This window comes from Bacillus cereus group sp. BfR-BA-01383 (assembly GCF_022663495.1).
Lineage (GTDB): Bacteria > Bacillota > Bacilli > Bacillales > Bacillaceae_G > Bacillus_A > Bacillus_A cereus_AU.
Map to the genome: position 1 here is coordinate 58,407 of NZ_JAKUFP010000011.1, position 26,465 is coordinate 84,871.

Here is a 26,465-nt window from a genome sequence, read left to right on the forward strand (position 1 = left end):
TTTCCTAGAAAGGATAGCTTTCTCAAATTGCATTTAAATATCTATCTTTGTAAACCTTTTTTATAACGACTTGCTTCGAATATAATACGTTCTTCATCTAATGTTTTACATTCACCATTCCAAACGACACGTTTACCGTTAATAATTACATCACTTACATCTTTTCCACTAGCTGCATATACAAGATGTGATAACACTTCATCTGCTGGTTGTAGATGTGGTTTATTAGATGGATCAATCGTAATAAAATCAGCACACTTTCCAACCTCAAGTGATCCCGTTTGTTTCATGCCAATTACTTCCGCAGCTCCTTTTGTCGCAAGAGAAAGGGCTGTTTCAACTGGTAATGCTGTTGCATCTTGATGAATACCTTTTTGTAATAAAGTTGCAACGCGCAGTTCTTCAAACATATCTAAATTATTGTTAGACGCAACACTATCTGTTGCAATCCCTACTTTAATCCCTGCTTCTAGCATCGCTTTTACATTCGCTATACCAGAACCTAGTTTTAAATTACTATTCGGATTATGAGCTACTCGAACATCATGTTCTGCTAAAAAAGCACGCTCATTTTCATTTAATACTACACCATGAGCAATAACTGTTGGGCGTTTAAACAATCCGCAACTTGCAGCATATTCTACTGGACGTTTTCCATACTGTGATTCAATATCACGTACTTCACGCTCTGTTTCCGAAAGATGGATATGAACCATCGTTTGATTTTCTACTGCAATACGTGCGCACTCTTCTAACATTTCTGTAGAGCATGTATATGGACTATGCGGCGCAACCATCGTAGTTAACATACCACTTTCGTTATAATAACGCTTCACATATTTCTCAGCTTCTTCAATCGCTTTCTTTTCATCTTCTTTCGTTCCGAAGCTAAATAAAGTTCTTGAAACAGCAGCTCGCATTCCGCTTTTTGATACCGTTTCCATAATTGCATCTTGGTCTACTTCAATTGGATTAAACATATCTGAGAATGATGTTGTACCACTTTTCACCATTTCAAGTAATCCTAATTCCGTACTAGCAACCGCAAGCTCTGGAGTAAACTGACTTTCAAGCGGCCAAATTCTCGTCTCAAGCCATGGCTGTAATAACATATCATCGCCAATACCTCTTAAAAGGCTCATCACAACGTGTGTATGTGTATTTACAAGCCCAGGTAAAAGCCACTTGCCTTTCATATCAACGACTTCATCCACTTCATAATGTGAAGGGATTTCTCCGTTATTTATTTCTATAATTCGATCATCTTCTACAATGATATATCCGTTATCAATTACTTCACTTCGTTCATTCATCGTTACAATAGTAGCGCTTACATAAGCTGTTTTCAAAAGTATTTCCCCTTTCAACTCTATGAAGTTCCCTTTAATAAGTTACCACCATTATAGTAACTTATTAAAGATTAAGAGTCAAAAGATAATTTTAATTCTTTCGTTATCTTTTCCTTTAAAATGTCATATTGTTTTTCATTTGTATCTGCAAATGCTTCTTCTCAATTTGATTCCACATCCATATAATTCAATTTCCCATTAAATTGTGTCTCTGTAAAATCACACCTCTGCTCATCTATAATGTTATAAAAGTGCCACACCTCTCCTACTTTTGTCTTTTTAATCTTTCCACCGTATATCTCTTGAACGACTAGTGCGGTTACACCACATTGTCCCTTGGCTGGATTCTCATTCGTCCACTTAGAGCTCGTTTCTATTGACCAAGATCTTATTAATGCTTCATATATTTGTTTTTTCTTCACATTATCCATTCTCAGCTTCCCCCACTATTAATAGTTTTACACATCATATTGTAAAAGAGGTAAAAGTCGATCCTTAAATACTGTTGATGGCGTCTCTCCGATTAACTTCGCTCCCATCTTCAAGTAATATCCTTTCGCATTCGGATCACTATCAATTGTAAATTTTTTTATTCTTAGTTCATTTGCTTGCTCTATTACAAACTTCCAAAGTATTTTCCCGTAACCTTTCCCTTTGTAACGAGGATGAATGTATAGAAAATCGAGAGCTTTATCATTACGTAAAAATGAGAAAAATCCAATCTTCGTATTTTCATTTTCTAAAACATATACAAAATTATTTTTTATGTACTCTTCTGTAATTGTTAAATCCTCCTTACAAGCTAAGATAAATTCTTCGCTATAATTCCAAGTTGCTTTTGAATATAATGCGAATTCACTTAATTCATTTGCATCTCTTAATAATGCTTCTCTTATCTTCATGATTCTTTCTCCTCCCCTTCAATATGTAAACTACTAAATTGATTCGGAAAGTACTTCAAAAAACCTTTTATTTTCATAGATTAGAGATAACTTTTATCCCGCATTAACGGGCAGTAAAACTCCCACCTCAAAATTCAGGTGGAACAAAGAAGTTAGGTGGGAGTCGGGCTGCCCGTAAACGCCCGATTGGTGAGGGCTGATAATCAGTGTGGGATGGCCCCCCCACTGATTAAAGTTTCACTTTATAAATCTTTATTATAAAACTACAACGGCTCAGCGTATTATGGGTAACGGTTTGTAACAATTTATTTAAAGAAAAAGAACGCCGTTTCTAAAAATTGGCGTTCTTTCGCTTTAACTTTAACCCTCTAGGGCACTTTATATTGGTAACATACTGCATTCAACTTCAAAATCAATCATTTATAATACGCACCTATACAGTTTCTACTACCGCTTCAAGCATTGTTCCATTTTTAGCATAATTCGTATGCCAAGAAAAAGCTTTTTCTAAAACATGAGGGGTTTGTCCGCCTCTTGTTTGTGCTTCTTCGTAATAAGCTCGTAGCTGGTCACGATACATTGGATGCACGCAGTTCTCAATAATAAGTTCTACTCTTTCTCTTGGCGCCAACCCTCTTAAATCAGCATACCCTTGTTCAGTAACGATAACATCAACATCGTGTTCCGTATGGTCTACATGGGAGACGAAAGGAACGATACTTGAAATGTTACCACCTTTCGCAATAGATTTAGTAACAAAGATAGCTAAGCGTGCATTTCTTGCAAAATCACCCGAACCACCAATACCATTCATCATTTTTGTACCTAAAACGTGAGTAGAATTGACATTTCCGTATATATCTAATTCTAAAGCAGTATTAATCGAAATTAATCCAAGGCGGCGGATGATTTCAGGATGATTAGAAATCTCTTGCGGGCGCATCATTAATTTGTCACGATATTTTTCAAAATTAGAAAATACTTTTTGCATTTTCTCTTCTGAAAGTGTGATCGAGCAGCAGGAAGCAAAATGAACTTTCCCAGCATCCATAAGATCAAAGACCGCATCCTGTAAAACCTCAGAATACACTTCTAAATCTTCAAACTCCGAATCTAGCATTCCATGCAAGACTGCATTGGCCACTGAACCAATTCCCGATTGTAACGGTGCTAAACTATTTGTTAATCGACCTACTTTTACTTCTTTTCGAAGGAACTCTATTAAATGCTGTGCCATAATAACAGTTTCTTCATCCGGGGGAACAATTGTCGATGGCGAATCCAGTTGGTTCGTAAACACAATGCCCTTCACTTTTTCAACATCAATCGGAATACCAATCGTTCCAATTCGATCATCCGTTTTCACGAGCGGAATAGGAAGCCTTTCCCCTTGTTTACCTGGTTCATATAAATCATGCAGCCCTTCTAGTTGTGTAGATTGAGCCATATTCATTTCAATAATAATGGACTTAGCATTTAGTGAAAATGCTAAGGAATTTCCAATTGAAGTCGTTGGAATAATCATTCCGTCCTCAGTAATCGCAACCGCTTCCAAAATAGCGAAATCTATATCCATAACGTCAGCACGGAGTAACTCTGCTGTATGAGATAAGTGCTGATCTACAAATAAAAAGTCTCCATTATTAATTCCTTTTCGCATAGTCGCATCGGCCTGGAAAGGCAATCTTTTTCCTAAAATTCCTGCCTCAGCAAATAATTTATCTACATCCGAACCTAAAGAAGCCCCAGTATAAACATTTACTTTAAAAGATTTATCATTCTTAACTCGGTTTACCAGCGCAAATGGGACTGCTTTCACATCACCTGCACGTGTAAACCCACTTAAGCCTAAAGTCATTCCACTTTGAATCCATGAAGCTGCTTCTTCAGGTGTAACTACCCGATCTTTCAGACGTTGATCTCTGATTCTATCCAAATTATTCTCCATATGTAATCCCTCTCCCATTGAATATTCATAATTATTTTACACATTAACACCATCAAAATAGGGATTTCAGTATACAATGCCGAAAACTCAGACAGAACAGCGAATCTAGGTTCTAAAGCAGAAAAATCTAGAATCCTAAAAGCTTACGAAAATAACTGGCGTATGATTGACTAACTGGTACCCTCTCACCATTGTCCATTGAAAGTAAAAAAGTAGAATGAGTATCAGGATATATCGCTTTAATATGATTTACATTTACAATAAATGAACGATGGCATCTAATAAATGCATCCTTAGGAAGCAAGTATTCGAATTCTTGCAGAGAGTATTTATGTGTTCCTGATAGCTCTTCTGAATTCACATACGTCTTTTTATCTTTAGCCTCTAAATACATGACCTTTGAAAAAGGAACCGGAATCCAGCCGTCTGTTGTTTTTAAGGTAACGACTGACTTTCCATCCGTTAAAGCTGGATAAATTGCTGTCACACAACCTTCAAGCTTTCCATTATTTGAAAATGGTACGGCCATTCCATGATAAGGAATACCAAAAACATCCCGGTTAATAAACTCAGAAGCTTTTTGCTTCGTCACCATTGCTTTATGAGCAATCGTTCCTTCCTTTATAGGATCGCCGACGCTAATCTTTAAATCAATTCTTTTACTTGGCCGATAGTAGATATATTCTTTCGTATTCGAAACGGCAATTGAAATTTCATCTGAAAATAATTCCCCAACAACATCTAGTAGTAAACCTAATGTTTTATCTTCCATACTATTAACACCTCATTCACTATTATACTACTATTATGAACGACCATCTGTTGCTGTATAAAAAGTTTGATTAGAAATCATTCTTAACATCTTGAAAATCTATTTCTACATATTCTTTATTTTCAAATTCGCTCATATCCATTCCTCCGTATCCTTAAAAAACCTCACTTTAGAAAAAGTGAGGTTTCTTCTTATACAATATGTCCATCTAGCCAAGAAATCAAATCCTGAAATACTTCTTCTCTATTCACTTCATGGAACATTTCATGTCTACCATTTTCATATAAACGTAGTGTTACATCTTGCACACCACATTTTTTATAGTTTTCATATACTTCTTTTACACCTTTCCCCATATCCCCAACAGGATCACGATCTCCAGAGAATATATGTATTGGAAGATTTTTGGGTGTCTTCTTGTATTCTTCTAATTTATTTACTTCTAATACTCCATGAAATAATTCTCGATAAAAACTCGTCGTACAAATGAATCCACATAACGGATCCGCAATATATTTATCAACTTGATTATTATCTGAAGATAACCAATCGAATTTTGTACGGTTTGGCTTAAAATTCGAGTTAAAGTTTCCGAAAGATAAAAAGTTTAGCATCGGACTTTTCGTTTTCGCTCCGCGTAGTTTCATCTCAATTGTTGCTACTTTATGACCAATACTTCCTAAAAGTCCTGGATTTCCACCAGTTCCCGAAATAAGAAATCCATCATATAGTTCACCTCTAAGTTGTACAGCTCGTCTTGATAAAAAAGAGCCCATACTATGTCCTAGTAAAAACAATGGACATGGCTGCTCTTCTTTTATCATTTCCGAAACAAAGATAACATCAGATACAACCTGATTCCACCCTACATTTGGTTCAAAATGACCATAGTCTTCTTCTTTTTTTACTGTTTTTCCATGACCTTTATGATCATGCACATAAACACCATACCCCGCTTCTAATAAAGCATCTACAAATTCTATATACACACCTGCATGCTCTGTCATACCATGCGCAATTTGAACAATTCCTTTTGGCTCCTCTTCTGGTAACCACTTACGTAAATAAATTTCCGTTCCATCCAATGCCGTAACGAAATTTTCCTGTACGTTCATTTCGTCAGCCCCCAACTCTATTATGTATCTCTAACTAAATGAATATCTATTCATTATTCTTATTATGTATTATATGCAATTGCTTTCATTATGACAAATTCCATACTTTCCTAATTAGCTATCAAACTATTATGTTGACGAACGGAAGATAAAATTATATAGTTACTTACATAAAGTAATTGTTATATTTTTAGGAGGTTTCTATTATGATGCCATCATTATTTTTAGCACATGGTTCACCAATGCTCGCTATTCAAGATACAGATTATACACGCTTTTTAAAAACGCTTGGAGAAACATATAAACCGAAAGCAATCGTTATTTTTACCGCTCACTGGGAAAGTGAAATATTAACGATTTCCTCTTCAGATAACGAATATGAAACAATTTATGATTTTGGAGGCTTCCCTCCTGAGTTATACGAAATCAAGTATCCTGCGAAAGGTTCTTCTAGCATTGCGTCTATGCTAGAAACAAAATTTAAAAACAAAGGCATTCCAGTCCATCATAATATGACGAGAGGTTTAGATCATGGCTCATGGACACTCCTGCATCGCATGTATCCAGAAGCAAATATTCCTGTCGTACAAATATCAGTAAATCCATTCGTTCCTGCAAAAGAACAGTTTGAAATTGGAGAAGCACTAAAAGGACTTGGACAAGAAGATATTTTAGTAATCGGCAGCGGCGTTACCGTTCATAATTTACGAGCACTGAAATGGAATCAAACCACACCTGAAAAATGGGCAATTGAATTTGATGATTGGATTATTAAACATATGCAGGTTAACGATAAAGATGCATTGTTTAATTGGGAGAAAAATGCTCCTCATGCACAATTAGCAGTACCAAGAGCAGAGCATTTTGTTCCTTTATTTATCGCTATGGGCAGTGGTGAGAATAATGGAGAAGTCATTCACCGTAGTTACGAGCTCGGTACGTTAAGTTATCTTTGTCTCCAATTTTAATGAAAAAGGATGAAGCGTATATGGCTTCATCCTTTTCCTTTTTTCATTCACCTTATTAACTAACTTCCAAATGTTGTTTCTCTGATGCCTCTTCGTTCTTATTATGAAAATAAACCCAAATACACGCAATAAACAATAGTGATGATGTAGAGAAGAAAACATATTGGAAGCCTGCATGAGCCGCAATTTGTCCCCCAAGCACTGGACCAATCATATTTCCTAAAAATTGAAACGACTGATTATACCCAAATATGCGTCCCGTAACATGGGTTGGTGTATGTTGTTTTAGTAGAGTTTGTACGGAAGGTAATAATCCTGCTTGTGCGATACCCAATAAAAAGCGAAGAATTAATAGTTGCCACGCTGAGGTTACAAAGGCTTGCGGAATAAAGATAATTCCTGCAGCAAACAATGCTACTACTAACGTTTTTTGAGGACCGATATGATCTGATAATCTTCCAAGTCTTGGCGCTGCCAAAATAACTGCTAATCCTGTCGCAGACATGACTGCCCCTGCAATCATTTCGATATGAGATGTTCCTGGTCCTTCCAAATTCTTTACATACAATGTAATAATCGGTTGAATTGACATATTCGCAAGTTGAATAATAAATGTTGTGACAAATAAACTAATAATTAAATTCTTAGCTGGGACCATCGTCCATACTTTTTTCGGCTGTGCTTTTTTTGCCTTGGCAGAATGATTTTCTTCATGTAGGAAGAAAAAGACGATGAGAAAGGAAAGAAATAAAAAAGCTCCTGTAACAAGAAAGACATGGCGCATTCCAATTAACTCAGACAAATAGCCTCCAAGTAATGGCCCAAGTAAAGAGCCGCTCACGCCACCAGTTGAAATTGTGGAAATCGCCCAACCTGAATGCTCTTTCGGAGTTTCAGCAGCAATAAATGTCATCGCCGTTGAAAGGAAACCAGATACTGCTCCCATCAAAAATCTTAGTGCGACAAGTTGTTACACATCCGTTACAAACCCCATAAGCGTCATAATAATCGCCATACCAAGGCTAGCACGAATAAGCATCAATTTCCGTCCATGTATATCACCAAGCTTTCCCCATATCGGTGATACGATCGCACCCATTAAAAATGTTACACCAAACGCAAGTCCTGACCACTGTGCAATACTAGAAGTGCCAGTCACCCCTAATTCCTCAATATAAAAAGATAAGAAAGGAATTACTAAACTCATACCAGCTGCAGTGGTAAAACAACCTAGCCAACAAATCATTAAGTTTCGTTTCCAGCTGGCCATTTTCACACCTTCTTTCATTCGATACCCATTCTACACCTTTTTTTGTAAAAAGTTTAGTAATTTGATTTATACGTAATATTAATTACAAAACCTGATATTTCCTAGCAAAAACCACTTAATTTCCACATTGTTTTCATAATAAAACCAACTCCCAAATATGGAGTTGGTCAATTATCTTCTATCGGTATTAAACGCGCATTACAACTTCTCTCATAAAATTCAATCGGACCTGCTTGTCCAATAATTGCATATTCATACCCATCTTGCTTCATATTATATAAACAATGGTGCAACAATTCCTTCCCTACACCTTTCACACGATTTTGTTTCGCTGTCCCCATCGGACCAAATAATCCTTTCCTTCCCCTCACTACATCGTAACAAGCGAAACCTACTATCACTTCTTCTTGCTGTGCAATATATGTGGGTACCTTTTCTTTATATGTTCGAAATCCATAATCTATCGAATGTAACCAACGTTCGCCAAATTCCTCCATATATCTCTTCTCCTAATAGCTTAGTATCGAATCATAACCATAAATAATAGAAACAATTATCCCAACTACCAATATCCCTGGAAGTAAATTTGCCACCTTAATTTTAATAATACCAAGTAAGTTTAATCCAATAGCGGCTATCATAATACCGCCTGTAGCTGTCATTTCCACTATAAATTGATTCATTAATTCTTTCGGGACAACACTATTAATTTGTGTTGCAAAAACTGCAATACCACCCTCATATAAAATAACTGGAATCGCTGAAAATACTACGCCAATTCCTAGAGTTGTCGTTAATATAATAGAAATAAATCCATCGATAATCGCCTTTGTGAATAAAATATCATGATTCCCGCGAATTCCACTGTCCAATGCACCAAGTATCCCCATCGCACCAATTGCAAAAATTAAAGTAGCTGTTACAAAACCTTCTGATATGCTTCCTTTCCCTTTCGACCCAACTTTATTTTCTAGCCAATCCCCTAAAAGTTTTAACTTTTCTTCTAATTGCAACCATTCTCCGATTACCGTACCAATCACTAAACTTAGTATCACGACAAGAAAATTTTCACTTTTTAATGCCATTTGAAGTCCAAGCACAGTAACCGCTAAACCGATTGCGTGCATGATCGTCCCTTTCATACTTTCTGGAATCGCACTAAATAATTTACCAAGTAAAGTACCAAATATAATACAAAGCCCATTTACAACTGCTCCTAATATAACCATTTCTCATTCTTCACCCTTCGAATTCTTTATTTCTATATTTTGGTTTATACATTGCTTTATAGGTTACCTATATGTTAACTTAATATTATGAATATTAACAAATGATTTCTACTACATCCCCCTTAATTTTTATAACTATACATAGACCGATAACTTGCTTTTAGTAGATACATTGTTAATCTAATTGCGGGATAAACTCAAAAGGGAAGGTATTTATGAAAACTTTACTAAAACGATTTTTGTTAATAGCCTTTTTCATTACACCAATTGTTTTATTAATCAATTACTCTTTTATTTCAAAAGCGAAAGACAAACCCGATTTGCAAAACAAATCTAGTAAAACAACTTCAAAAAGCGAAAAGAAAATAGAAGACCCGGAAATTACACTCACCTTCTCTGGTGATACAATGTTCGATTGGCAATTGCGTCCTATAATCGAAAAAAATGGGGCAGATTATCCATTTCAACATGTAAAAGAAGAAATAACAAAAGCTGATATTTCTTTTGTTAATTTAGAATCGGCATTTACAACGAGAGAAAAGAAAGCACCTGGGCAGCTGTTTTGGATTAAAAGTGATCCATCTACACTACAAGCTATTAAAAACACTGGATATGACATCGTAAATATTGGGAATAACCATACACTTGATTATGGGCAAGAGGGGTTATTAGACACTATCTCTCACGTAGAAAAATTAAAGTTCCCTTACATTGGGGCCGGAAAAAATGCAAAAGATGCATATACAGCACGAGAAATGACCGTAAAAGGGAAAAAGTTCAAATTCCTTTCCTTCGTTCGATTTATGCCTGATTCTAATTGGGTAGCTGGTGAAAATAAACCCGGCGTTGCAAACGGATATGATCTAGATCTTGTAACAAAAACGATTCAAGAGCAAAAGAAAGATGCTGATTATGTAATCGTTTATATGCATTGGGGCGTTGAAAAATCAAATCGCCCAGTAGAATATCAAAAACAATATGTACCTAAAATGGTCGAAGCAGGAGCTGACGCTATTGTCGGTAGTCATCCGCATTGGCTACAAGGATTTGAGTATTATAATAAAGTTCCTATCGCATACTCGTTAGGTAATTTTTTATTCCCGAGTTATGTAAGTGGAAAGAGTGCCGAAACAGGCGTATTGACCTTAACATTTAAAGGGGAAGATGTCCAAATGTCATTTAACCCTTACATCATTCGCAACAACCAAGTTTCTCCTGTAAGTGAAGAAGAAAAGAAAAAAGCACTACAATATTTACAAACAGTTTCAACTGATGTAGAAATTGATGATACTGGGAAAATAATTAACAAACGTAACTAAACAGCGCGAGATCCATTTCTCTGTAACACACATTACAGAATAGGTAATGAACATGCTGAAAGACTTATTAGAAAATGTAAGTTTGTTAGAGAATATTTATAAAATATCTATAGCTATTCTACTTTTATGTTCAGTTTTTTCTGTTAGACTTCTAAAAAAAATAAAACGAGAACGAAAACTTACTATCTTTGAATTCACTATGTATGTAATCATTCGTATTGCGATACTCTTTTGGTTAACTTGCTTTATCCTTCTTGAATATGGAAATTATTTAGTTTAATTGTAAAAAAGATAGAACAAGCAACGTTTCCCTTGCTTGTATCTATCTTTTTTATTTTAATTACAATTGGATGCTAACCCTTTCCTTCTATTTAAATAAGCAAATCAAACAAAACAGGATTTTTATTAAGCTCCATAAATTGAATATTATTTTCTTTAAAACGAGTAATTAATTGCTCATAATCTTCTTTATGCTTTAACTCTACACCGACTAGCGCTGGACCATTTTCTTTATTATGTTTCTTAATGTACTCAAATCGAGTAATATCATCTTCTGGACCCAATCCCTTATCAAGAAACTCTCTTAGCGCTCCGGATCGCTGCGGAAATTCAATGATAAAGTAATGTTTTAGTCCTTCATAAATAAGGGAACGTTCTTTCATTTCTTGCATTCTATCAATATCATTATTCCCACCACTTAACGTACATACAACTGTTTTCCCTTTTATTTCATCCCTGTATAGATCAAGTGCTGCAATAGAAAGCGCACCAGCTGGTTCAGCTACAATTGCATTTTTCTTATACAGTTCCAAAATCGTCGTACAAACTTTTCCCTCTGGTACTAAAACAATATCATCAATTACATCTTTACAAGTCTCAAATGTTAACTTTCCTACCTTTTTAACAGCTGCTCCATCAACAAAACTATCTATTTTCTCTAATGCAACATTTTCATTTTGAAGAAAAGCCTCTTTCATAGATGCAGCTCCCAACGGTTCTACACCAATTACTTTTGTATTTGGACTTACCCCCTTCACATATATACCAGTACCCGAGGCTAATCCACCACCGCCAATTGCGGTAAAGAGATAATCAACTGCCTTATCCATATCATGCATAATTTCAACAGCTACTGTTCCTTGCCCTGCAATCACATACGGATCATCAAATGGATGCACAAATGTCATCCTATTTTCCTCACAATAGCGCCGTGCCTCTTGGAAAGCACTATCAAATGTATCACCAACTAACATGATTTCTGCAAAGCTACCACCAAAAAATTGAACCTGTGACACTTTCTGTTTTGGTGTTGTTGTTGGCATAAAGATTTTCGATGGAATATTTAATAAATTGCACGTATACGCAACTCCTTGTGCATGATTACCAGCACTTGCACATACAACACCATTTTGTAATTGTTCTTTTGACAAACTTTGAATTAAATTGTATGCACCACGAATTTTGAAAGAACGAATTACTTGCAAATCTTCTCGCTTAATATACACTTCACATTCATATTTTTCAGATAAAACCTTATCTCGTTGCAAGGGCGTTTTTATGACGATATCCTTCATACAATTATGAGCCATAAGGATATCTTCAATCTTCACTCTCTCCTTCACATTTTGCACCATCTCACATCATTCCTCATCTCTTTTATATTGGCTCAATCAAAGTTTGGGATTTTCAGAACAGCCCCTGTATTCGCCGATGTTACCATTTGTGCATAGCGTCCAAGCCATCCAGTTTTCACTTTCGGTTCTGGTCGTTTCCATTCTTTTCTACGTTTCTCCAATTCTTCATCACTCACTCTTACTTCTAACAAACGCTCTTCAACATCAATACAAACGATATCCCCTTTCTCAAGAAGAGCAATCGTTCCACCAGCAGCTGCTTCTGGTGAAATATGTCCTACCGAAATACCACGTGAAGCTCCAGAGAAACGTCCATCAGTTAATAATGCAACATCAGCACCTAATCCCATTCCAGCAATTGCTGACGTTGGTGCTAACATTTCTGGCATACCAGGTCCACCCCTTGGTCCTTCATAACGAATAACAACTACATCTCCTTTCTTCACTTTCCCAAGCATAATTCCAGCGAGTGCCTCATCTTGTGAATTAAAAATAACGCAAGGTCCTTCAAATCGTTTTACCTCGGTTGCTCCGCTTTTAATAACCGCTCCATCTTTCGCAAGATTTCCTTTTAATATACGTAAGCCCCCCTCTTCACTATGAGGGTTTTCGAGAGAATGAATAACTTCCTTATCTTTAATCTCTGCCTCAGCAATATTTTCTCGTAACGTTTGCCCAGTAGCAGTTATACGATCAAGGTGAAGTACCCCTTCTTTTCGGCTCATCTCTTTCAAAATTGCACTAATCCCGCCTGCTCGATCGATATCTTCCATATGCCAATTAGAAGCTGGACTTACTTTACATAAATGCGGTACACGTCTTGAAACGGCATCAATACGGTTCATATCGTAATCTAATCCCGCTTCTTGTGCGAGTGCTAGCGTGTGTAATACTGTATTCGTTGATCCACCCATCGCCATATCAAGTGCAAATGCATCATCAATTGCCTCTTCTGTCACGATATCTCTTGGCTTAATATCTCTCTCAATTAAAATTTTCAATTTCTCTGCTGCTTGTTTAATTAGCTCTTCACGTCTTGGATCAATTGCTAAAATACTCCCGTTACCAGGAAGCGCTAAACCTAACACTTCACATAAACAGTTCATAGAGTTCGCTGTAAACATACCCGAACAAGAACCACAAGATGGACAGCCATGATCTTCAATATCCTTTAACTCTTCTTCTGAAATTTTCCCAGATTGGTAGGCTCCTACCCCTTCAAAAACAGAACTTAGGTCAACTACTTCCCCCTTAGAAGTTTTCCCCGCTGCCATCGGTCCACCTGAAACAAACACAGTTGGAATGTTAATACGAAGGGCCGCCATCATCATACCAGGTGTAATTTTGTCACAGTTTGGGATACAAATCATGCCGTCAAACCAATGTGCATTTACAACCGTTTCTACTGAATCTGCAATAATTTCACGACTCGGAAGCGAATAACGCATTCCGATATGTCCCATCGCAATACCGTCATCTACTCCAATTGTATTGAATTCGAATGGTACCATACCTGCCGCACGAACTGCTTCTTTTACAAGTTTCCCAAACTCATTCAAATGCTTATGCCCTGGAATAATTTCAATAAAAGAATTACAAATCGCTATGAATGGTTTATCAAAATCTTCATCTTTTAAACCAGTTGCTTTTAATAAACTACGATGTGGAGCTTTATCAAAACCTTTTTTAATCATGTCACTTCTCATTTTGTCAAATCCCTTCTTACACATTTTTTCTCTTACTTACTTTTAAAATAAAAACTCTCACCTCAGCAATCAACTACTACTTAATAGTAGCTTTGATTGCTGAGGCGAGAGTTTCGCGTTACCACTCAGCTTTCTTACACTTCTCACGAAATATAAGCTCTGTAGGTCCAACCAGACCCCCGTCCTTTTACCGGAGACGATACCGCCGCTCTCTACTCAGTTTCCCTTTCGCAAGCGATGCTCCGAGGTGATCTTCAATGATTCAATAGTTACTACTCTCACAGCCTTGGAGTAGCTCTCTGAAACGATCATAATCATCTACTTTCCTCTTCTTTGCATATACAAAATATAAAGTCTGAATATTCTTAATTAACTTTCATTTATTAAACGTATTATAGGACTTTGTTCTTTTCGTTGTCAATATATTTTTTGATTTTTTAAATAAATCCACTCTTCATCCAACTAATATTTTGAATCACATCTAAACAAAACTTTATTTACTTTTGATATCAAATGCTTATTTTCGCGGTATTCTTTATTTATATAAAAAAACCTATTACGAAAAAAACGTTGCACAACTCCTGTTACCAATAATACTGATTTTCTTTTCCCTATATATATCACTAAGACCTATTCAATAAATTGAATTTAGCTGGAGCTTTTCCATATAAAAAACATATATTTTCAAATCTTTTTTATTGCGCAATAAAACAATTTATATAATACTATATAAAACATATATATTTAGGAGGATTACAGTAATGTCCGAAAAAACATACGAACTCGCAACCTTCGCTGGTGGCTGCTTTTGGTGTATGGTAAAACCATTTGATGAACTTCCTGGTATCCAAAAAGTTATTTCTGGCTATGCAGGTGGTCATATAGAAAATCCGACATACGAACAAGTAAAAGCTGGAACATCTGGACACTTAGAAGTTGTACAAATTACATTCGATTCTTCTATTTTCCAGTATCAAAAATTATTAGATTTATATTGGCCACAAATCGATCCAACTGATGATGGCGGGCAGTTTTTCGACCGAGGTCCATCATACCGCACAGCTATTTTTTACCATAACGAAACACAAAAAGAGCTTGCTGAAAAATCAAAACAAACTCTTGCAGAAAGCGGTATGTTTAAAGATCCTATCGTAACTGAAATTCGTCCTGCTGCACCTTTTTATGAGGCGGAGGACTATCACCAACATTTCTATAAAAAGAATCCAGAGAAATATGCTACCGAGCAAAAAGAATCTGGCCGTGAAGATTTTATTAAAGAAAATTGGCAAAAAAAATAATAAAAACGCATCGTGCTTTCTTTTAAAAGTTCGATGCGTTTTTATTTCTCAAAAAAATACCATACAATTAAAAGTACTATTGCTGTTAATGTCCAAAGTACTATCTCGTTTTTCACTCTATTCTTTTTCTTAGTCATTTCATTCTCTACTTATAGCCATTAAACATATTCAAGATTTCCTTTGTTTGATTGTCCACTTGATGAATGTAAATAAATCCTTACTTATTCTTATAAGAAGGCCACCTATTATTCCGATTGCAATTGAAATTACTAACATCTGCCCAAAACTAAGAGAAGTTGTGTATGTTATGTAGAGAACGATACATACAAGTGAAAAATCTGGTAAAGAAAGTAAAAGCTTTTTAAACATTTCTTCTCCTCTCTTAACTAGGTCGTCTACTGTAGCTTTGAAATAAAATTTGTTCAAAAATGTAATATATACCCTCATTTAATGAAAAAAGAATAAGAACCCATTTTGAAAAAGAATTCTTATTCAGCAGATATAAGCTTGATCATTTTATACATATCTTATTCCATAATTACTCTTGAAATAGAATAATATTACTGACGATTTATTGGAAATTAAATATTCTTATTCCCCATCGACAAATATTTAGACTGACAAAATGTTTGGATCAATCAGTTGTTACAAGATACGTTTTATATTGCCATGAACACGCTTTTTCTATATTCAATTAAATAGCCTTTTTCTAAAACAATACCCATTAACTCTTTCAGTGATTCCCTAGCTTATTGTTATTGAAAACTAATTACCCGGCAGTCGGATACCTCGCCAGCTACCTACATCACATTGGCCATATTCATTATTTCCCACTGCTACAACCGTTCCGTTTGATTTAAGACCGACTGTATGAGCACAACCCGCCGCTATCGCTACAATATCGCACCAATCACTTACATTACATTGGCCATACTCATTCCAACCCGTTGCTACAACCGTTCCGTCTGATTTAAGACCGATTGTATGATTCGTGCCAACCGCTATCGCCACAATACCGCGCCAGCCACTTACGTCGCATTGGCCATGTTTATTATTACCCACTGCCGTTACCGTGCCGTTTGGTTTAAGACCAACTGTATGAAGATAACCAGCCGCTATCGCCACAATATCGCGCCAATCACTTACATTGCATTGGTTATACCGATTATTACCTACTGCTGTCACATTGCCGTCCAATTTAAGACCGACTGTATGCCAGTCACCCGCTGCGACCGCAACAATATCACGCCAGCTGTTTACATTGCATTCTCCTTCTTTATTTCGGCCCACCGCTACTACCGTTCCATCCGATTTAAGGCCAATGGTACGACGCCACCCCGCCGCAACTGATTCAATATTATGCCATTCGTTTACATCACATTGGTCATGCTTATTCCAGCCCACTGCTGTCACATTACTGTCAGATTTTAGACCGATTGTATGAGCATTACCCGTGTTAGTCGCCATATGAACATTACCCGCTGCGACCGCAACAATATCACGCCAGCCACTTACATTGCATTCTCCTTCTTTATTTCGACCCACTGCTACTACCGTTCCATCCGATTTAAGACCAACAGTATGACAACGACCCGCCGCTATCATATCTTTAGGACACCGCTTCACTTTTAACACCACTTCTTTCGATAAAATGTAATCCATGTTTTGCTTTCTTGCGCATAAACAACTGTATCATAATAGGTATTTTTATCAAATTTCATTATAAATGATCTGACTTTTTATAAATATATCTCTATAAAAAACCTATTACTATTTCTTCAAAAAATAAAAACCTCTAGCTTAAGCACTAGAGATTTTCTATTTATTTCTTCAATCTCTCAATAAAATCGTTCAATTTATCAAGCGATTTCATATTATGATTACAAGCTACACCATCTTTACAAATATAGTTTCCTTTTTTAACGAAAGTTCCTGGTACATCACCTTTAATTTCAACTAAAAACATTCCTACTTCTTCATGCCCGTGACATAATGAGCAAATGCTTTTTTTATTTAAACTTTGAAATGTTCCTTGCAGACCAACAAACTTATTTTCATCATTTTTCGCTATAATAAATTTCCTACTTGATCCTTTGTCAATCCAGCTTAAATAAGATAATTCTTTCATATCCAGTTCTTCCATATCAGGAAGCTTTAATTTTTTCGCCTTAGGGAATAATTTTTTTAACGTTTGTGCTGTAACTTCCTGAAATGGAATTACATACGGATTTATTTTCAGTAAAAACGATTCTGCATCTTCTCTATTTTGAACTGTTAATACCGTATCAATTAACTCTTTCTGTTCATCCGTTAAATTCTCAAATACATGTATTATCTTTTCAATTGCAAGTGATTTTAACGCTTGAATTACTCCTCTATCATTTGCCGTCGCATGTCCATTTGCTAAAATATAAGCTTGTGACTTTATAAAATTATATTGATCACTTCTAATAAAAGCTTCCATCTTTATCACTCCATACAAATTGTTGATCTAGTTTTATTGTATACAATGATTAAGTTTTTTGATATGTAAAAGATAACTTAGAAATGAAAATTACATACACTGATTATTTTCTACCGATTCATTTCCTGACAAAATAATCCATCATCTGCTTTCCATTCCGCATATAGTACATCCTCAAATTTAGTAATCCCTTTTTGCTTTATTTGTTTATAAAGCCATCCTTCATCAAATCCCGCTTCCCTCAAATTATCCTTAACTACTTTTCCGTCACTAATTAATGAAATGGGTAAGTATACGGCCTTATGTTTTAAACTTAAATCATTTATAGTAGGAGTTTCATATTTACTTTTTTTCAATACACTTATGTTTCCATTAGGTTCCAATATCATATATTCAACTTCTCGAATTGAAAAAATATCTTTTTGTTGTCTTAGCATTTGCTGTAATTGGTTAATATCCAAATGATTTGAACTTAGTTGTTCCCGGTCAATATATCCGTTACGGATAATGATTGAAGGTGATCCTTCAAAAAAGCTTCTCGTTCCTCTAAATTTTTGCGTTATTACTTCTATTGCATAAATTAACACTACCCATACAAGTACTGCATATAAAATAGACCATATTTTTATTTCCGGATCATATATAGTATTTCCAACAAGTTCTCCAAGAACAATAGCAGAAATAAAATCAAAAGGCGTTAGCTGCGATATTTGTGTTTTCCCTAATATTTTAGTAGCAATCAATAGAATAAAAAAACCAAAAAACAGTTCTATCGTTATTTGTCCAAGATGATTCATAGTTGTTCACCTTTCTGTAATATGAAATATAACGTTTTAATCCCCATTCATACTTCTATACGATTCATTTTTGCTATTATCATGCCCATTCCCCCCCCATATATCCAATACGTACAAAGCAAAAAGAGCCTGATTCAAAATAATTTATGAACCAGACTCTTTTGCTTTATTCATTTGGAATACACTATCTTTTTAATCGTTTCTCCAGAAAGAAAATATTCTTCTGCAAGTTGCTGAATGGCAGTTCCACTTTTAAAAGCATCTTTTATTGCTTTATTTCTTTCATCCAGATGTTTTCTTCCACCAGATCGCGTACCCCATTTATAATGTTGCGTTTCTTGTTTTGGAATGTAAATTGTTTCACCTTGTATATACTTTTGAATTTCAGCAATTAAACTTTCCGGTAAAACAGTCGCAGCTTTTACGTATTTCATTTCTGCTCGCCCCTTATTTTTTATGGTTCATTTCAATAAGGTGCAAAGCCAAATATAAAAAATGATACGAGCTCATTTTGGCGATTAATCGTATATTACTTGTCTACCTCACGCAAAGTATCGCCATTTCCATACTTGGCTTTGCATGAGACGTTGCAGTGTCTGGCAATTGAATTGTAATCGCCATATAAACACCTCCTAATATACCTTTTGATTTCATTTTATTATATGATAAATTCCCACTACTTGCATCTTCATACTTTTTGAAGCAACAAGTTATGCAGTTTGATATAATACTTTTTAGTTCAATCAAAAAGTATAGTGAGGTTGCATTATGAAGAAGAAATTAATCATTACAATAGTTACACTATTCATTATTACTATAGCATTATTCGAAACATACAAATTAATGAACGCAAGAAGCTTTCAATTATTTGGTGAGCTGACAAATCGCATAGAAACAAATGATAAAGTGGTTGCTTTAACTTTTGATGATGGTCCTACAAAAAATATCGAACAAATATTACCACTTTTAGATAAGTATAATGCCAAAGCTACTTTCTTTGTTATCGGAAACGAATTAGAAAACCATTTACCATTAGGAAAAGCAATTGTTCAATCAGGACACCAACTTGGAAACCATACATATTCTCATAACAGAATGGTTTTTAAAACACCATCTTTTATTAAAGAAGAAATAGAAAAAACGAATTCATTAATCCGTCAAACAGGATTTACAGACGAAATTGATTTTAGGCCACCTAACGGTAAGAAGCTAATAGGGCTACCATACTATTTAAATCAAAATAATATCGAAACGATTACATGGGACCTTGAACCTGATACTTTTTATAAATCTACCGCTGATAAAATTGACTACGTCAATAAGAATATAAAACCTGGTTCTATTATTTTATTGCACTCTATGTATGATGAATCTAATGAAAATTTACAGACCATTGAAGGTATCTTAGACTCTTTATCTAAAAAGGGTTATCAATTCGTAACAGTAAACGAATTGCAAAAAAGAGCAAAATAAAAAGGTAGCGTATCATACAACGATACGCTACCTTTCTTTTTAAATAATGCCAAGTACATTTAAGAATACGATAATAATCGCAATTGGTGCAATATAGCGAAGTAAGAATAACCATAATATGAATAATTTATAACCTTTATTTTTACTTACACCAAGCTCTTTCATTAATACATCTTTCTTCATTTTTAAAGGAACAAAGATGGAAACTAATAAAACTCCAAGTGGCATTAGTATGTTACTAACCGTATAATCTGCTAAATCAAAAATTGTTTTTCCAAATGGTTTCACATCGCTTAACAAACCGAATGATAATGCTGATGGTACCCCAACAACGAAGATTAATAATCCAACGATTAAAGCCATTTTTTCACGTTTCCCTTTACCTTTTGCAGTTAAAGATGCAACGCTAATTTCTAACATCGAAATTGCTGATGTAATAGTAGCAAAGAAGAATAGTAATAAGAAAACGATGAAGAATAATTTTCCGAACGCCATTTTACTGAAAATAGCTGGCAATACGATAAATAATAGCCCTGGCCCTTGAGATGGTTCCATTCCAAATGCGAATACAACTGGGAAGATCGCAAGCCCTGCAAGTAATGTAATAACAAGCGTTAAAGCTACGATTGAAAATGCCGAACGTGGTAAACTTTCTTCTTTCGGTAAGTATGAGCTATACGTTACCATTACTGCTACACCAACTGATAGCGAGAAGAACGATTGCCCCATTGCATATAAAATAATTTCTGACGTTACATTTGAGAAATCAGGTTGTAAGAAGAAGCGAACTCCTTCTCCAGCACCGTCTAATGTAAGTGCACGAACAATTAATACAAAGAATAAAACGAATAATGCTGGCATGAAATATTTATTTACTTTTTCAACACCATTTTGCACACCTTTACTTACGATAAAAATAGTAATAAGGATGAATAATAGCTGTGAACCAACTGCTAAATAGGGATTGGAAATGATTTCACCAAACGTAGCTTCGTATGCCCCATTACCTTCCCATAGTCTACCTGTAATTGCATTCCATAAGTATAATATAATCCAACCTCCTACAACGCTGTAGAAAGAAAGTAATATGAAACAAGTTACAATCCCTAATTTACCTAACCACGGCCATAACGTTTTAGGAGCAATCTCTCTGTACGCATCAACGGCCTCTTTTTGTGTACTTCTTCCAATAACGAATTCAGCTAATAATAGCGGTAATCCAATTAATAATGTGAAACCGATGAAAATAAGGAAGAACGCACCGCCCCCTCCAATGCCCGCCATATATGGGAATTTCCAAATCGCTCCAAGACCAATTGCTGAACCTGCTGCAGCTAATACGAAACCTAATTTCGATGTCCATTGCTGTGAATTCATCTTTTTATCTCCTCTCTTTTTCTATTTCTTTTTTCGTTATAATCTGTCTATGTTCATATCGTTCTATTACCACCCCGATCTAATACAACCACTTCCCTTCAACTAAAAAACGCCCCTACGTAAATACGTAGGGACGACAAAAATATCGCGGTACCACCCTAGTTATGAAGATACAACAAAAGTAAGACCTAAATAAAAAACGCCCCTACGCAAATACGTAGGGACGATAAAATATCGCGGTACCACCCTAGTTATGAAACCACAACAAAGTTAGGACCTAAATAAAAAACGTCCCTACGTAAATACGTAGGGACGATAAATATCGCGGTACCACCCTAGTTGTGAAAAAATCTTCACCACTTTATTTGATAACGGTATACACTACCGTCTTTCATTTCCTCACGATGTGAGATTTATGAAAGATGCTCCAGGACGAACTTCATGAATAATCTATATACTGATTCACACCAACCATCAGCTCTCTGAAATAGGGAGATTTTCACTACTATACCCTTTCATTGCCCAAATATTATTTTCCGAATTGATTACTATCATTTTTATCATACATTAAAAATAGTGTCAACTTATATTTTGAATTTTTATGTAGTACATTCTATTTAAAAATTCGAAATATGACTTTTAAATGAATAGTATTAGAACATTTATGGTTTATACTGTATTAACTTCTCTAGCAGGTTTATAGTAGTATACGATGAATGTAAGATAGCGTGAGTAGGAGGAAAGAATTTTGTCTACGTCAAAAGTTTTAAAAGGAACTGCTTTATTAAGCGGTGCCACAATGATTTCACGTATTTTAGGGTTTATATACTTCTTCCCTTTTCAATTATTAGTTGGAACGCAAGGGGTCGCTTTATATGGATATGCATACTCTTGGTACGGTATTTTATTAAGCTTTTCAACAGCTGGTATTCCTATTGCCGTCTCCAAATTTGTTGCAAAACATAATGCGCTTGGTGATTATAGTACAAGTAAAAAATTGTATAACTCGAGCGTAAAATTGATGCTGTTTATGGGCTTTTTAGGGTTTTTAATTTTATTTATTGGAGCACCATACATATCACAATTTATTATTCGCTCGAAAACGCCAGATCCACAATTTATCGCCGACGTAACACTTACGATGCGAGCATTAAGTTTCGCGCTTATTATCGTACCAGCTATGAGTGTTACACGTGGTTATTTCCAAGGTTTTCAACATATGAAACCGAGTGCTGTTTCTCAAGTCGTAGAACAAATCGCACGTGTCGTTTTCATTTTAGTTGGTAGCTTCATCGTCTCAAAAATATTAGGAGGTTCCGTAGCCTCTTCTGTTGCAGTTGCTACGTTTGGTGCTGTTATCGGGGCACTTGCCAGCGTCTCTATTTTAATGCTGTACTGGAAAAAGTATAACGGATTAAAGCCTCCCGAAAGTGAATTAAAGTCAAGGGCATCCGATATTCCATTAAAAAATATTTATATGGAATTACTTCGATATGCAATCCCAATTGTATTTGTTGGTATTGCAATTCCGCTCTATACGTTAGTAGATCAATATACCGTAGCTGATGTCCTTAGAGCGATGGGAGAGCCTTTAGAAACAGCGAATGCAGTTTTCGCTTATATAACGAACTATGCACAAAAATTGATTATGATTCCAGCTTCACTTGCAACTGGATTCTCGTTAACGATCATTCCGGCTATAACGAAATCTTACACAAGCGGGAAACTAGAAGAATTACAAGATCAAATTTCAAAGATATTCCAAGTATTGTTATTCTTCACTATCCCAGCCGCATTTGGTCTTGCTAGTATCGCTTACGATGCATTCCGCATGGTTTATGTAAATCCTGAAATTGCACTTGGTGGATCACAATATTTAATTTCATTTGCACCGTCTGCTATATTAAGTGCGATTTTCACAGTTTCAGCAGCTATATTACAAGGAATTGATTATCAAAGAAAAACAATGATTGCATTCTCAGCCGGTATTCTCGTTAAGGTTTTAGTGAACACACCGCTCTTACATTTATTCGGTGGACATGGTGCTGTACTTGGAACAATTCTTGGATATCTCGTTTCAAATATTATTATGCTGTACTGCATCGTTAAGTTTGCGAAATTTAAAATTGGCGAAACAGCAAAAACAGTACTTCTTATTACAATTTACTCCGCAGCAATGTCTGCTGTTGTAATCGCATTAAGAATATTTATAAGTTGGATTATTCCTGGCCAATCTTATATAGAATCACTAATTATTGTATTTATATGCGCCGCAGCAGGAGGACTTGTTTATCTATTATTCGTATTAACGAGTGGACTTGCTTCGCATATTCTCGGTAATCGTATTCAACGTTTACCCGTATTAGGAAAGTTAGTAAAATAGAAAAACAAGAGATGTAACTCGTTGTTACATCTCTTGTTTTTTACTTCACATATTGAATATGCTTTTGTTGTTCAGCAATATTTAACTCTGGGGCATATTGTTCTACCAAATGTAATACTTCCTCGATTAGTACTTCTAACTCTCGCACGCTATACTCTGGACTCCCTATTAATGTATTCGTCATACGCCCATATAGATTTTCAGGTTTGATAGTCATTTGTTCCACATTATATGGCATCCATTTAAATGCAGGATGATGCACGTACATTCGGTTCATTCCAAACAAGACACCAAATATTTTCCTTTGCACTTCACAAATAACATCATAAAGCATAAGCCAATCTTTTCGTTTCAAAAGTGCTTCTCGATTATGCCAACGATTGCTTAACCAAAGGTTTTCTGAAATCATTCGTTTCGCTAGTTCTTCTGGATACACCGCCACTCTATCTTTTAATTCATTCACTTTCTTTTCTCCATACAAACTCACACCATCATGAACGGATGATACAATACATTGTTTCTCATAATTTATATCATAATGCTCTACAACTTCTGAAATAACCTTTTCTACGGTCACTGTTAAAAAATTACTAATCTCTAGTTTAATTCCTTCTTTCGTCAAATACGTTTCCGACCATTCTTCTTCCTCGTAAGGATGATATGACAAAATAGTGCCACCAATATGGTTAATAGGCCCTTTACGATCCTCATCCTCTGGCGGCGCTGACCATAAAATATGTAATTCAATATCTGAATGTTCATCTTCTAATTTTCTTGCTACAGAGCCCGCTAAAATAATAGCTTCAACTTTCGGGTTTTGCCTATAAATCTCCGCCATTTCTATCGCTTTCTCTTTTAATCCCATTGCATTTCCCCCTAAAACTGCAGTACTTCCCTTACTTTTCATTTATCTATTTCGATATTGTATATTATATTACCTTTTCAAATTCATACTTAATCAAATTTCTATCCAATAACGCTGAACAATTTCGCCAGTATGAGAAGAAACAACTTCATTTTCTAACACACCACCAACCTTTTGAATCGTTTTAGCAGAACCGATATTTGATTTATCACAAGTTATTAACACTTTCTGCAATCCTAATTTTTGTGCCTCAGCCAACGAAAGTTGCAGTTGCTTCGTAGCGTAACCTTGGCGACGTTTATTCGGATGAACACTATAACCGATATGACCGCTTTCCAGCAATAATTCTGGATTTAATCGATGTCTAATATTCACAAAACCTATAAGTTCTTCTTTTTCAAAACTTAAAAATTGACTAGAGGGTACTCGATTGCGTGGTAAGTTTTTTCCTATTTCTTGTATACTCACTTTTTCAAACCATTCATCAAGAGAATCAAAATTTTGTAAAGAACTACTACCGTGTGGTTGTTCTCCTGCATCTAAAAATGCCTGCTGATACTCCATAATTTCTCCACTATATTCATGTATTGGTTTTAATAATTCCATTGTCATTCTCCCCCTCTTAACAACCTAAAATAAACACCTTAATAATGACTATTAAGGTGTTTCTATCACTTTTATTCAAATAATCCCATGCTCAAATAACGTTCTCCTGTATCAGGTGCAATACATAAAACTTTTTTTCCCACTCCTAGACGCTTTGCTATCATAATTGCGGCGTACACAGAAGCCCCTGAAGATGGCCCTACTAGTAATCCTTCTTGTCTTGCTAAGTTCCTCATTGTAGTTAAAGCCTCTTCATCTGCAATTTGAATAATTTCGTTATACACTTCTGTATTTAAGTTTTTTGGAATAAACCCTGGGCTTGTTCCTACTAGTTTATGAGGGCCTGGAACACCTCCAGATAACACTGGGGATCCTTTCGGTTCTACTACTGCAATATATAAGTTTGGTAGTTTCTCTTTTAAAGTTTCACCGGTCCCTGTGATAGTCCCGCCCGTTCCAGCAGTTGCTACAAATGCATCAAGCTCTCCATCCATTTGTTCATAAATTTCGAGTGCAGTCGTATAACGATGAATATTCGGATTAGCTGGGTTTTCAAATTGTTGCGGAATAAAACTATTCGGGATTTGCTTTTGTAGTTCTAACGCCTTCGCAATTGCTCCTGGCATTCTTTGTTCCGCCGGTGTTAATACTACTTCTGCACCATATGCTTTTAATAAATTTATCCGTTCTTTTGACATATTGTCTGGCATTATTAAAATCGTCTTATACCCTTTAGCAGCTGCATTCATCGCTAAACCAATTCCAGTGTTCCCACTCGTCGGTTCAATAATTGTATCTCCTGGTTTTATGAGACCATTTTCCTCCGCAACGTGCAGTAAATTATAAGCTGCACGATCTTTCACACTGCGAGACGGATTAAACATTTCTAATTTCACATATACATCCGCTGCGTCTTCTGGAATAAATTTAGATAATCGAACGACAGGTGTATCTCCTATTAATTCTGTAACGTTTTCACATACTTTCATA

At 35.5% G+C, this 26,465-nt stretch carries 23 protein-coding genes, 3 pseudogenes and 2 other annotated features; of the genes and pseudogenes, 6 read left to right on the top strand and 20 right to left on the bottom strand.

The genetic code is table 11. The annotated features are described in order from the left end of the window. Positions 1 to 41: 41 nt before the first annotated feature. The 6 genes and pseudogenes from MR065_RS12935 to MR065_RS12960 all read right to left on the bottom strand — a co-directional run bounded on the left by MR065_RS12935 (position 42) and on the right by MR065_RS12960 (position 6,086). The gene (locus MR065_RS12935; protein WP_242213934.1) at positions 42 to 1,367 is read right to left on the bottom strand and encodes a bifunctional S-methyl-5'-thioadenosine deaminase/S-adenosylhomocysteine deaminase; all 1,326 of its coding nucleotides are present in this window, start codon (positions 1,365 to 1,367) and stop codon (positions 42 to 44) included. Between the two features lie 53 nt (positions 1,368 to 1,420). Then, positions 1,421 to 1,780, bottom strand: a pseudogene (locus tag MR065_RS12940) (YunG family protein). Between the two features lie 27 nt (positions 1,781 to 1,807). Next, positions 1,808 to 2,251, bottom strand: coding sequence for a GNAT family N-acetyltransferase (locus tag MR065_RS12945; protein WP_242213935.1), 444 nt, complete (start codon positions 2,249 to 2,251; stop codon positions 1,808 to 1,810). Between the two features lie 433 nt (positions 2,252 to 2,684). After that, positions 2,685 to 4,199: an acetyl-CoA hydrolase/transferase family protein gene (locus MR065_RS12950; protein ID WP_242213936.1), complete on the bottom strand. Its 1,515-nt coding sequence runs from the start codon at positions 4,197 to 4,199 to the stop codon at positions 2,685 to 2,687. Between the two features lie 127 nt (positions 4,200 to 4,326). Further along, entirely contained in the window at positions 4,327 to 4,971 is a 645-nt protein-coding gene (locus MR065_RS12955) for a LytTR family DNA-binding domain-containing protein (protein WP_242213937.1), read from the bottom strand. A 191-nt stretch (positions 4,972 to 5,162) separates the two neighbouring features. After that, a complete protein-coding gene (locus MR065_RS12960; protein ID WP_242213938.1) occupies positions 5,163 to 6,086 on the bottom strand; it encodes an alpha/beta hydrolase in 924 nt (307 codons plus the stop codon). A gap of 206 nt (positions 6,087 to 6,292) precedes the next feature. Here MR065_RS12960 and MR065_RS12965 point away from each other — a divergent pair, with 206 nt between their 5' ends. Continuing rightward, a complete protein-coding gene (locus MR065_RS12965; RefSeq protein ID WP_242213939.1) occupies positions 6,293 to 7,054 on the top strand; it encodes a DODA-type extradiol aromatic ring-opening family dioxygenase in 762 nt (253 codons plus the stop codon). A gap of 55 nt (positions 7,055 to 7,109) precedes the next feature. Here MR065_RS12965 and MR065_RS12970 read toward each other — a convergent pair. The 3 genes and pseudogenes from MR065_RS12970 to MR065_RS12980 all read right to left on the bottom strand — a co-directional run bounded on the left by MR065_RS12970 (position 7,110) and on the right by MR065_RS12980 (position 9,553). Continuing rightward, positions 7,110 to 8,324: pseudogene (locus MR065_RS12970) on the bottom strand (multidrug efflux MFS transporter). 167 nt (positions 8,325 to 8,491) lie between these two features. Continuing rightward, positions 8,492 to 8,818, bottom strand: a pseudogene (locus tag MR065_RS12975) (GNAT family N-acetyltransferase); the annotation flags it as partial. Between the two features lie 15 nt (positions 8,819 to 8,833). Then, complete coding sequence (locus MR065_RS12980) at positions 8,834 to 9,553, bottom strand: DUF554 domain-containing protein (RefSeq protein ID WP_242213940.1); 720 nt, start codon at positions 9,551 to 9,553, stop codon at positions 8,834 to 8,836. Positions 9,554 to 9,768: 215 nt separating this feature from the next. On the opposite strand from MR065_RS12980, the gene MR065_RS12985 reads away from it, so the two are divergent. After that, on the top strand, positions 9,769 to 10,872 hold the full coding sequence (locus MR065_RS12985) for a CapA family protein (protein WP_098267433.1): 1,104 nt from the start codon (positions 9,769 to 9,771) through the stop codon (positions 10,870 to 10,872). Positions 10,873 to 10,924: 52 nt separating this feature from the next. Then, positions 10,925 to 11,152, top strand: coding sequence for a hypothetical protein (locus MR065_RS12990; RefSeq protein ID WP_242213941.1), 228 nt, complete (start codon positions 10,925 to 10,927; stop codon positions 11,150 to 11,152). Positions 11,153 to 11,243: 91 nt separating this feature from the next. Here the strand turns inward: MR065_RS12990 and ilvA are convergent, their stop codons facing one another. Further along, positions 11,244 to 12,506, bottom strand: a complete 1,263-nt coding sequence (ilvA, locus tag MR065_RS12995) for a threonine ammonia-lyase IlvA (RefSeq protein WP_242213942.1) — start codon at positions 12,504 to 12,506, stop codon at positions 11,244 to 11,246. A 32-nt stretch (positions 12,507 to 12,538) separates the two neighbouring features. After that, complete coding sequence (ilvD, locus tag MR065_RS13000) at positions 12,539 to 14,212, bottom strand: dihydroxy-acid dehydratase (protein WP_098267430.1); 1,674 nt, start codon at positions 14,210 to 14,212, stop codon at positions 12,539 to 12,541. Between the two features lie 97 nt (positions 14,213 to 14,309). Then, positions 14,310 to 14,555 (bottom strand) — a binding site (T-box leader). 418 nt (positions 14,556 to 14,973) lie between these two features. On the opposite strand from ilvD, the gene msrA reads away from it, so the two are divergent. After that, positions 14,974 to 15,510 (top strand): peptide-methionine (S)-S-oxide reductase MsrA, encoded by a 537-nt coding sequence (msrA, locus tag MR065_RS13005; protein WP_242213943.1) that lies wholly within the window; start codon positions 14,974 to 14,976, stop codon positions 15,508 to 15,510. A gap of 168 nt (positions 15,511 to 15,678) precedes the next feature. On the opposite strand, the gene MR065_RS13010 is transcribed toward msrA, so the two are convergent. The 5 genes from MR065_RS13010 to MR065_RS13030 all read right to left on the bottom strand — a co-directional run bounded on the left by MR065_RS13010 (position 15,679) and on the right by MR065_RS13030 (position 19,205). Further along, on the bottom strand, positions 15,679 to 15,879 hold the full coding sequence (locus tag MR065_RS13010) for a hypothetical protein (protein ID WP_098990662.1): 201 nt from the start codon (positions 15,877 to 15,879) through the stop codon (positions 15,679 to 15,681). Between the two features lie 396 nt (positions 15,880 to 16,275). Then, positions 16,276 to 17,172 carry an RCC1 domain-containing protein gene (locus MR065_RS13015; protein ID WP_242213944.1) on the bottom strand — a complete coding sequence of 299 codons (897 nt, stop codon included), beginning with the start codon at positions 17,170 to 17,172 and terminating at the stop codon, positions 16,276 to 16,278. A gap of 160 nt (positions 17,173 to 17,332) precedes the next feature. Further along, the gene (locus tag MR065_RS13020) at positions 17,333 to 17,974 is read right to left on the bottom strand and encodes a FusB/FusC family EF-G-binding protein (RefSeq protein WP_242213945.1); all 642 of its coding nucleotides are present in this window, start codon (positions 17,972 to 17,974) and stop codon (positions 17,333 to 17,335) included. A gap of 110 nt (positions 17,975 to 18,084) precedes the next feature. Continuing rightward, a complete protein-coding gene (locus MR065_RS13025; protein ID WP_098267423.1) occupies positions 18,085 to 18,771 on the bottom strand; it encodes a DUF421 domain-containing protein in 687 nt (228 codons plus the stop codon). Positions 18,772 to 18,941: 170 nt separating this feature from the next. After that, the gene (locus MR065_RS13030; protein WP_097902149.1) at positions 18,942 to 19,205 is read right to left on the bottom strand and encodes a CD3324 family protein; all 264 of its coding nucleotides are present in this window, start codon (positions 19,203 to 19,205) and stop codon (positions 18,942 to 18,944) included. A 334-nt stretch (positions 19,206 to 19,539) separates the two neighbouring features. On the opposite strand from MR065_RS13030, the gene MR065_RS13035 reads away from it, so the two are divergent. Then, the gene (locus MR065_RS13035) at positions 19,540 to 20,244 is read left to right on the top strand and encodes a polysaccharide deacetylase family protein (RefSeq protein WP_242213946.1); all 705 of its coding nucleotides are present in this window, start codon (positions 19,540 to 19,542) and stop codon (positions 20,242 to 20,244) included. A gap of 39 nt (positions 20,245 to 20,283) precedes the next feature. Here MR065_RS13035 and MR065_RS13040 read toward each other — a convergent pair whose 3' ends face one another. Further along, positions 20,284 to 21,621 (bottom strand): sodium-dependent transporter, encoded by a 1,338-nt coding sequence (locus MR065_RS13040; RefSeq protein WP_242213947.1) that lies wholly within the window; start codon positions 21,619 to 21,621, stop codon positions 20,284 to 20,286. Between the two features lie 305 nt (positions 21,622 to 21,926). Continuing rightward, positions 21,927 to 22,149, bottom strand: a binding site (T-box leader). Positions 22,150 to 22,369: 220 nt separating this feature from the next. Between MR065_RS13040 and MR065_RS13045 the strand changes: the two genes are divergently transcribed. Continuing rightward, a complete protein-coding gene (locus MR065_RS13045; protein WP_097902152.1) occupies positions 22,370 to 24,004 on the top strand; it encodes a putative polysaccharide biosynthesis protein in 1,635 nt (544 codons plus the stop codon). A 40-nt stretch (positions 24,005 to 24,044) separates the two neighbouring features. Here MR065_RS13045 and MR065_RS13050 read toward each other — a convergent pair whose 3' ends face one another. The 3 genes from MR065_RS13050 to cysK all read right to left on the bottom strand — a co-directional run bounded on the left by MR065_RS13050 (position 24,045) and on the right by cysK (position 26,464). Continuing rightward, positions 24,045 to 24,869, bottom strand: a complete 825-nt coding sequence (locus MR065_RS13050) for a DUF4037 domain-containing protein (RefSeq protein ID WP_242213948.1) — start codon at positions 24,867 to 24,869, stop codon at positions 24,045 to 24,047. A gap of 93 nt (positions 24,870 to 24,962) precedes the next feature. After that, the gene (locus tag MR065_RS13055; protein ID WP_242213992.1) at positions 24,963 to 25,475 is read right to left on the bottom strand and encodes a GNAT family N-acetyltransferase; all 513 of its coding nucleotides are present in this window, start codon (positions 25,473 to 25,475) and stop codon (positions 24,963 to 24,965) included. A 71-nt stretch (positions 25,476 to 25,546) separates the two neighbouring features. Continuing rightward, positions 25,547 to 26,464 (bottom strand): cysteine synthase A, encoded by a 918-nt coding sequence (gene cysK / locus MR065_RS13060; RefSeq protein ID WP_242213949.1) that lies wholly within the window; start codon positions 26,462 to 26,464, stop codon positions 25,547 to 25,549. Position 26,465 lies beyond the last annotated feature (1 nt).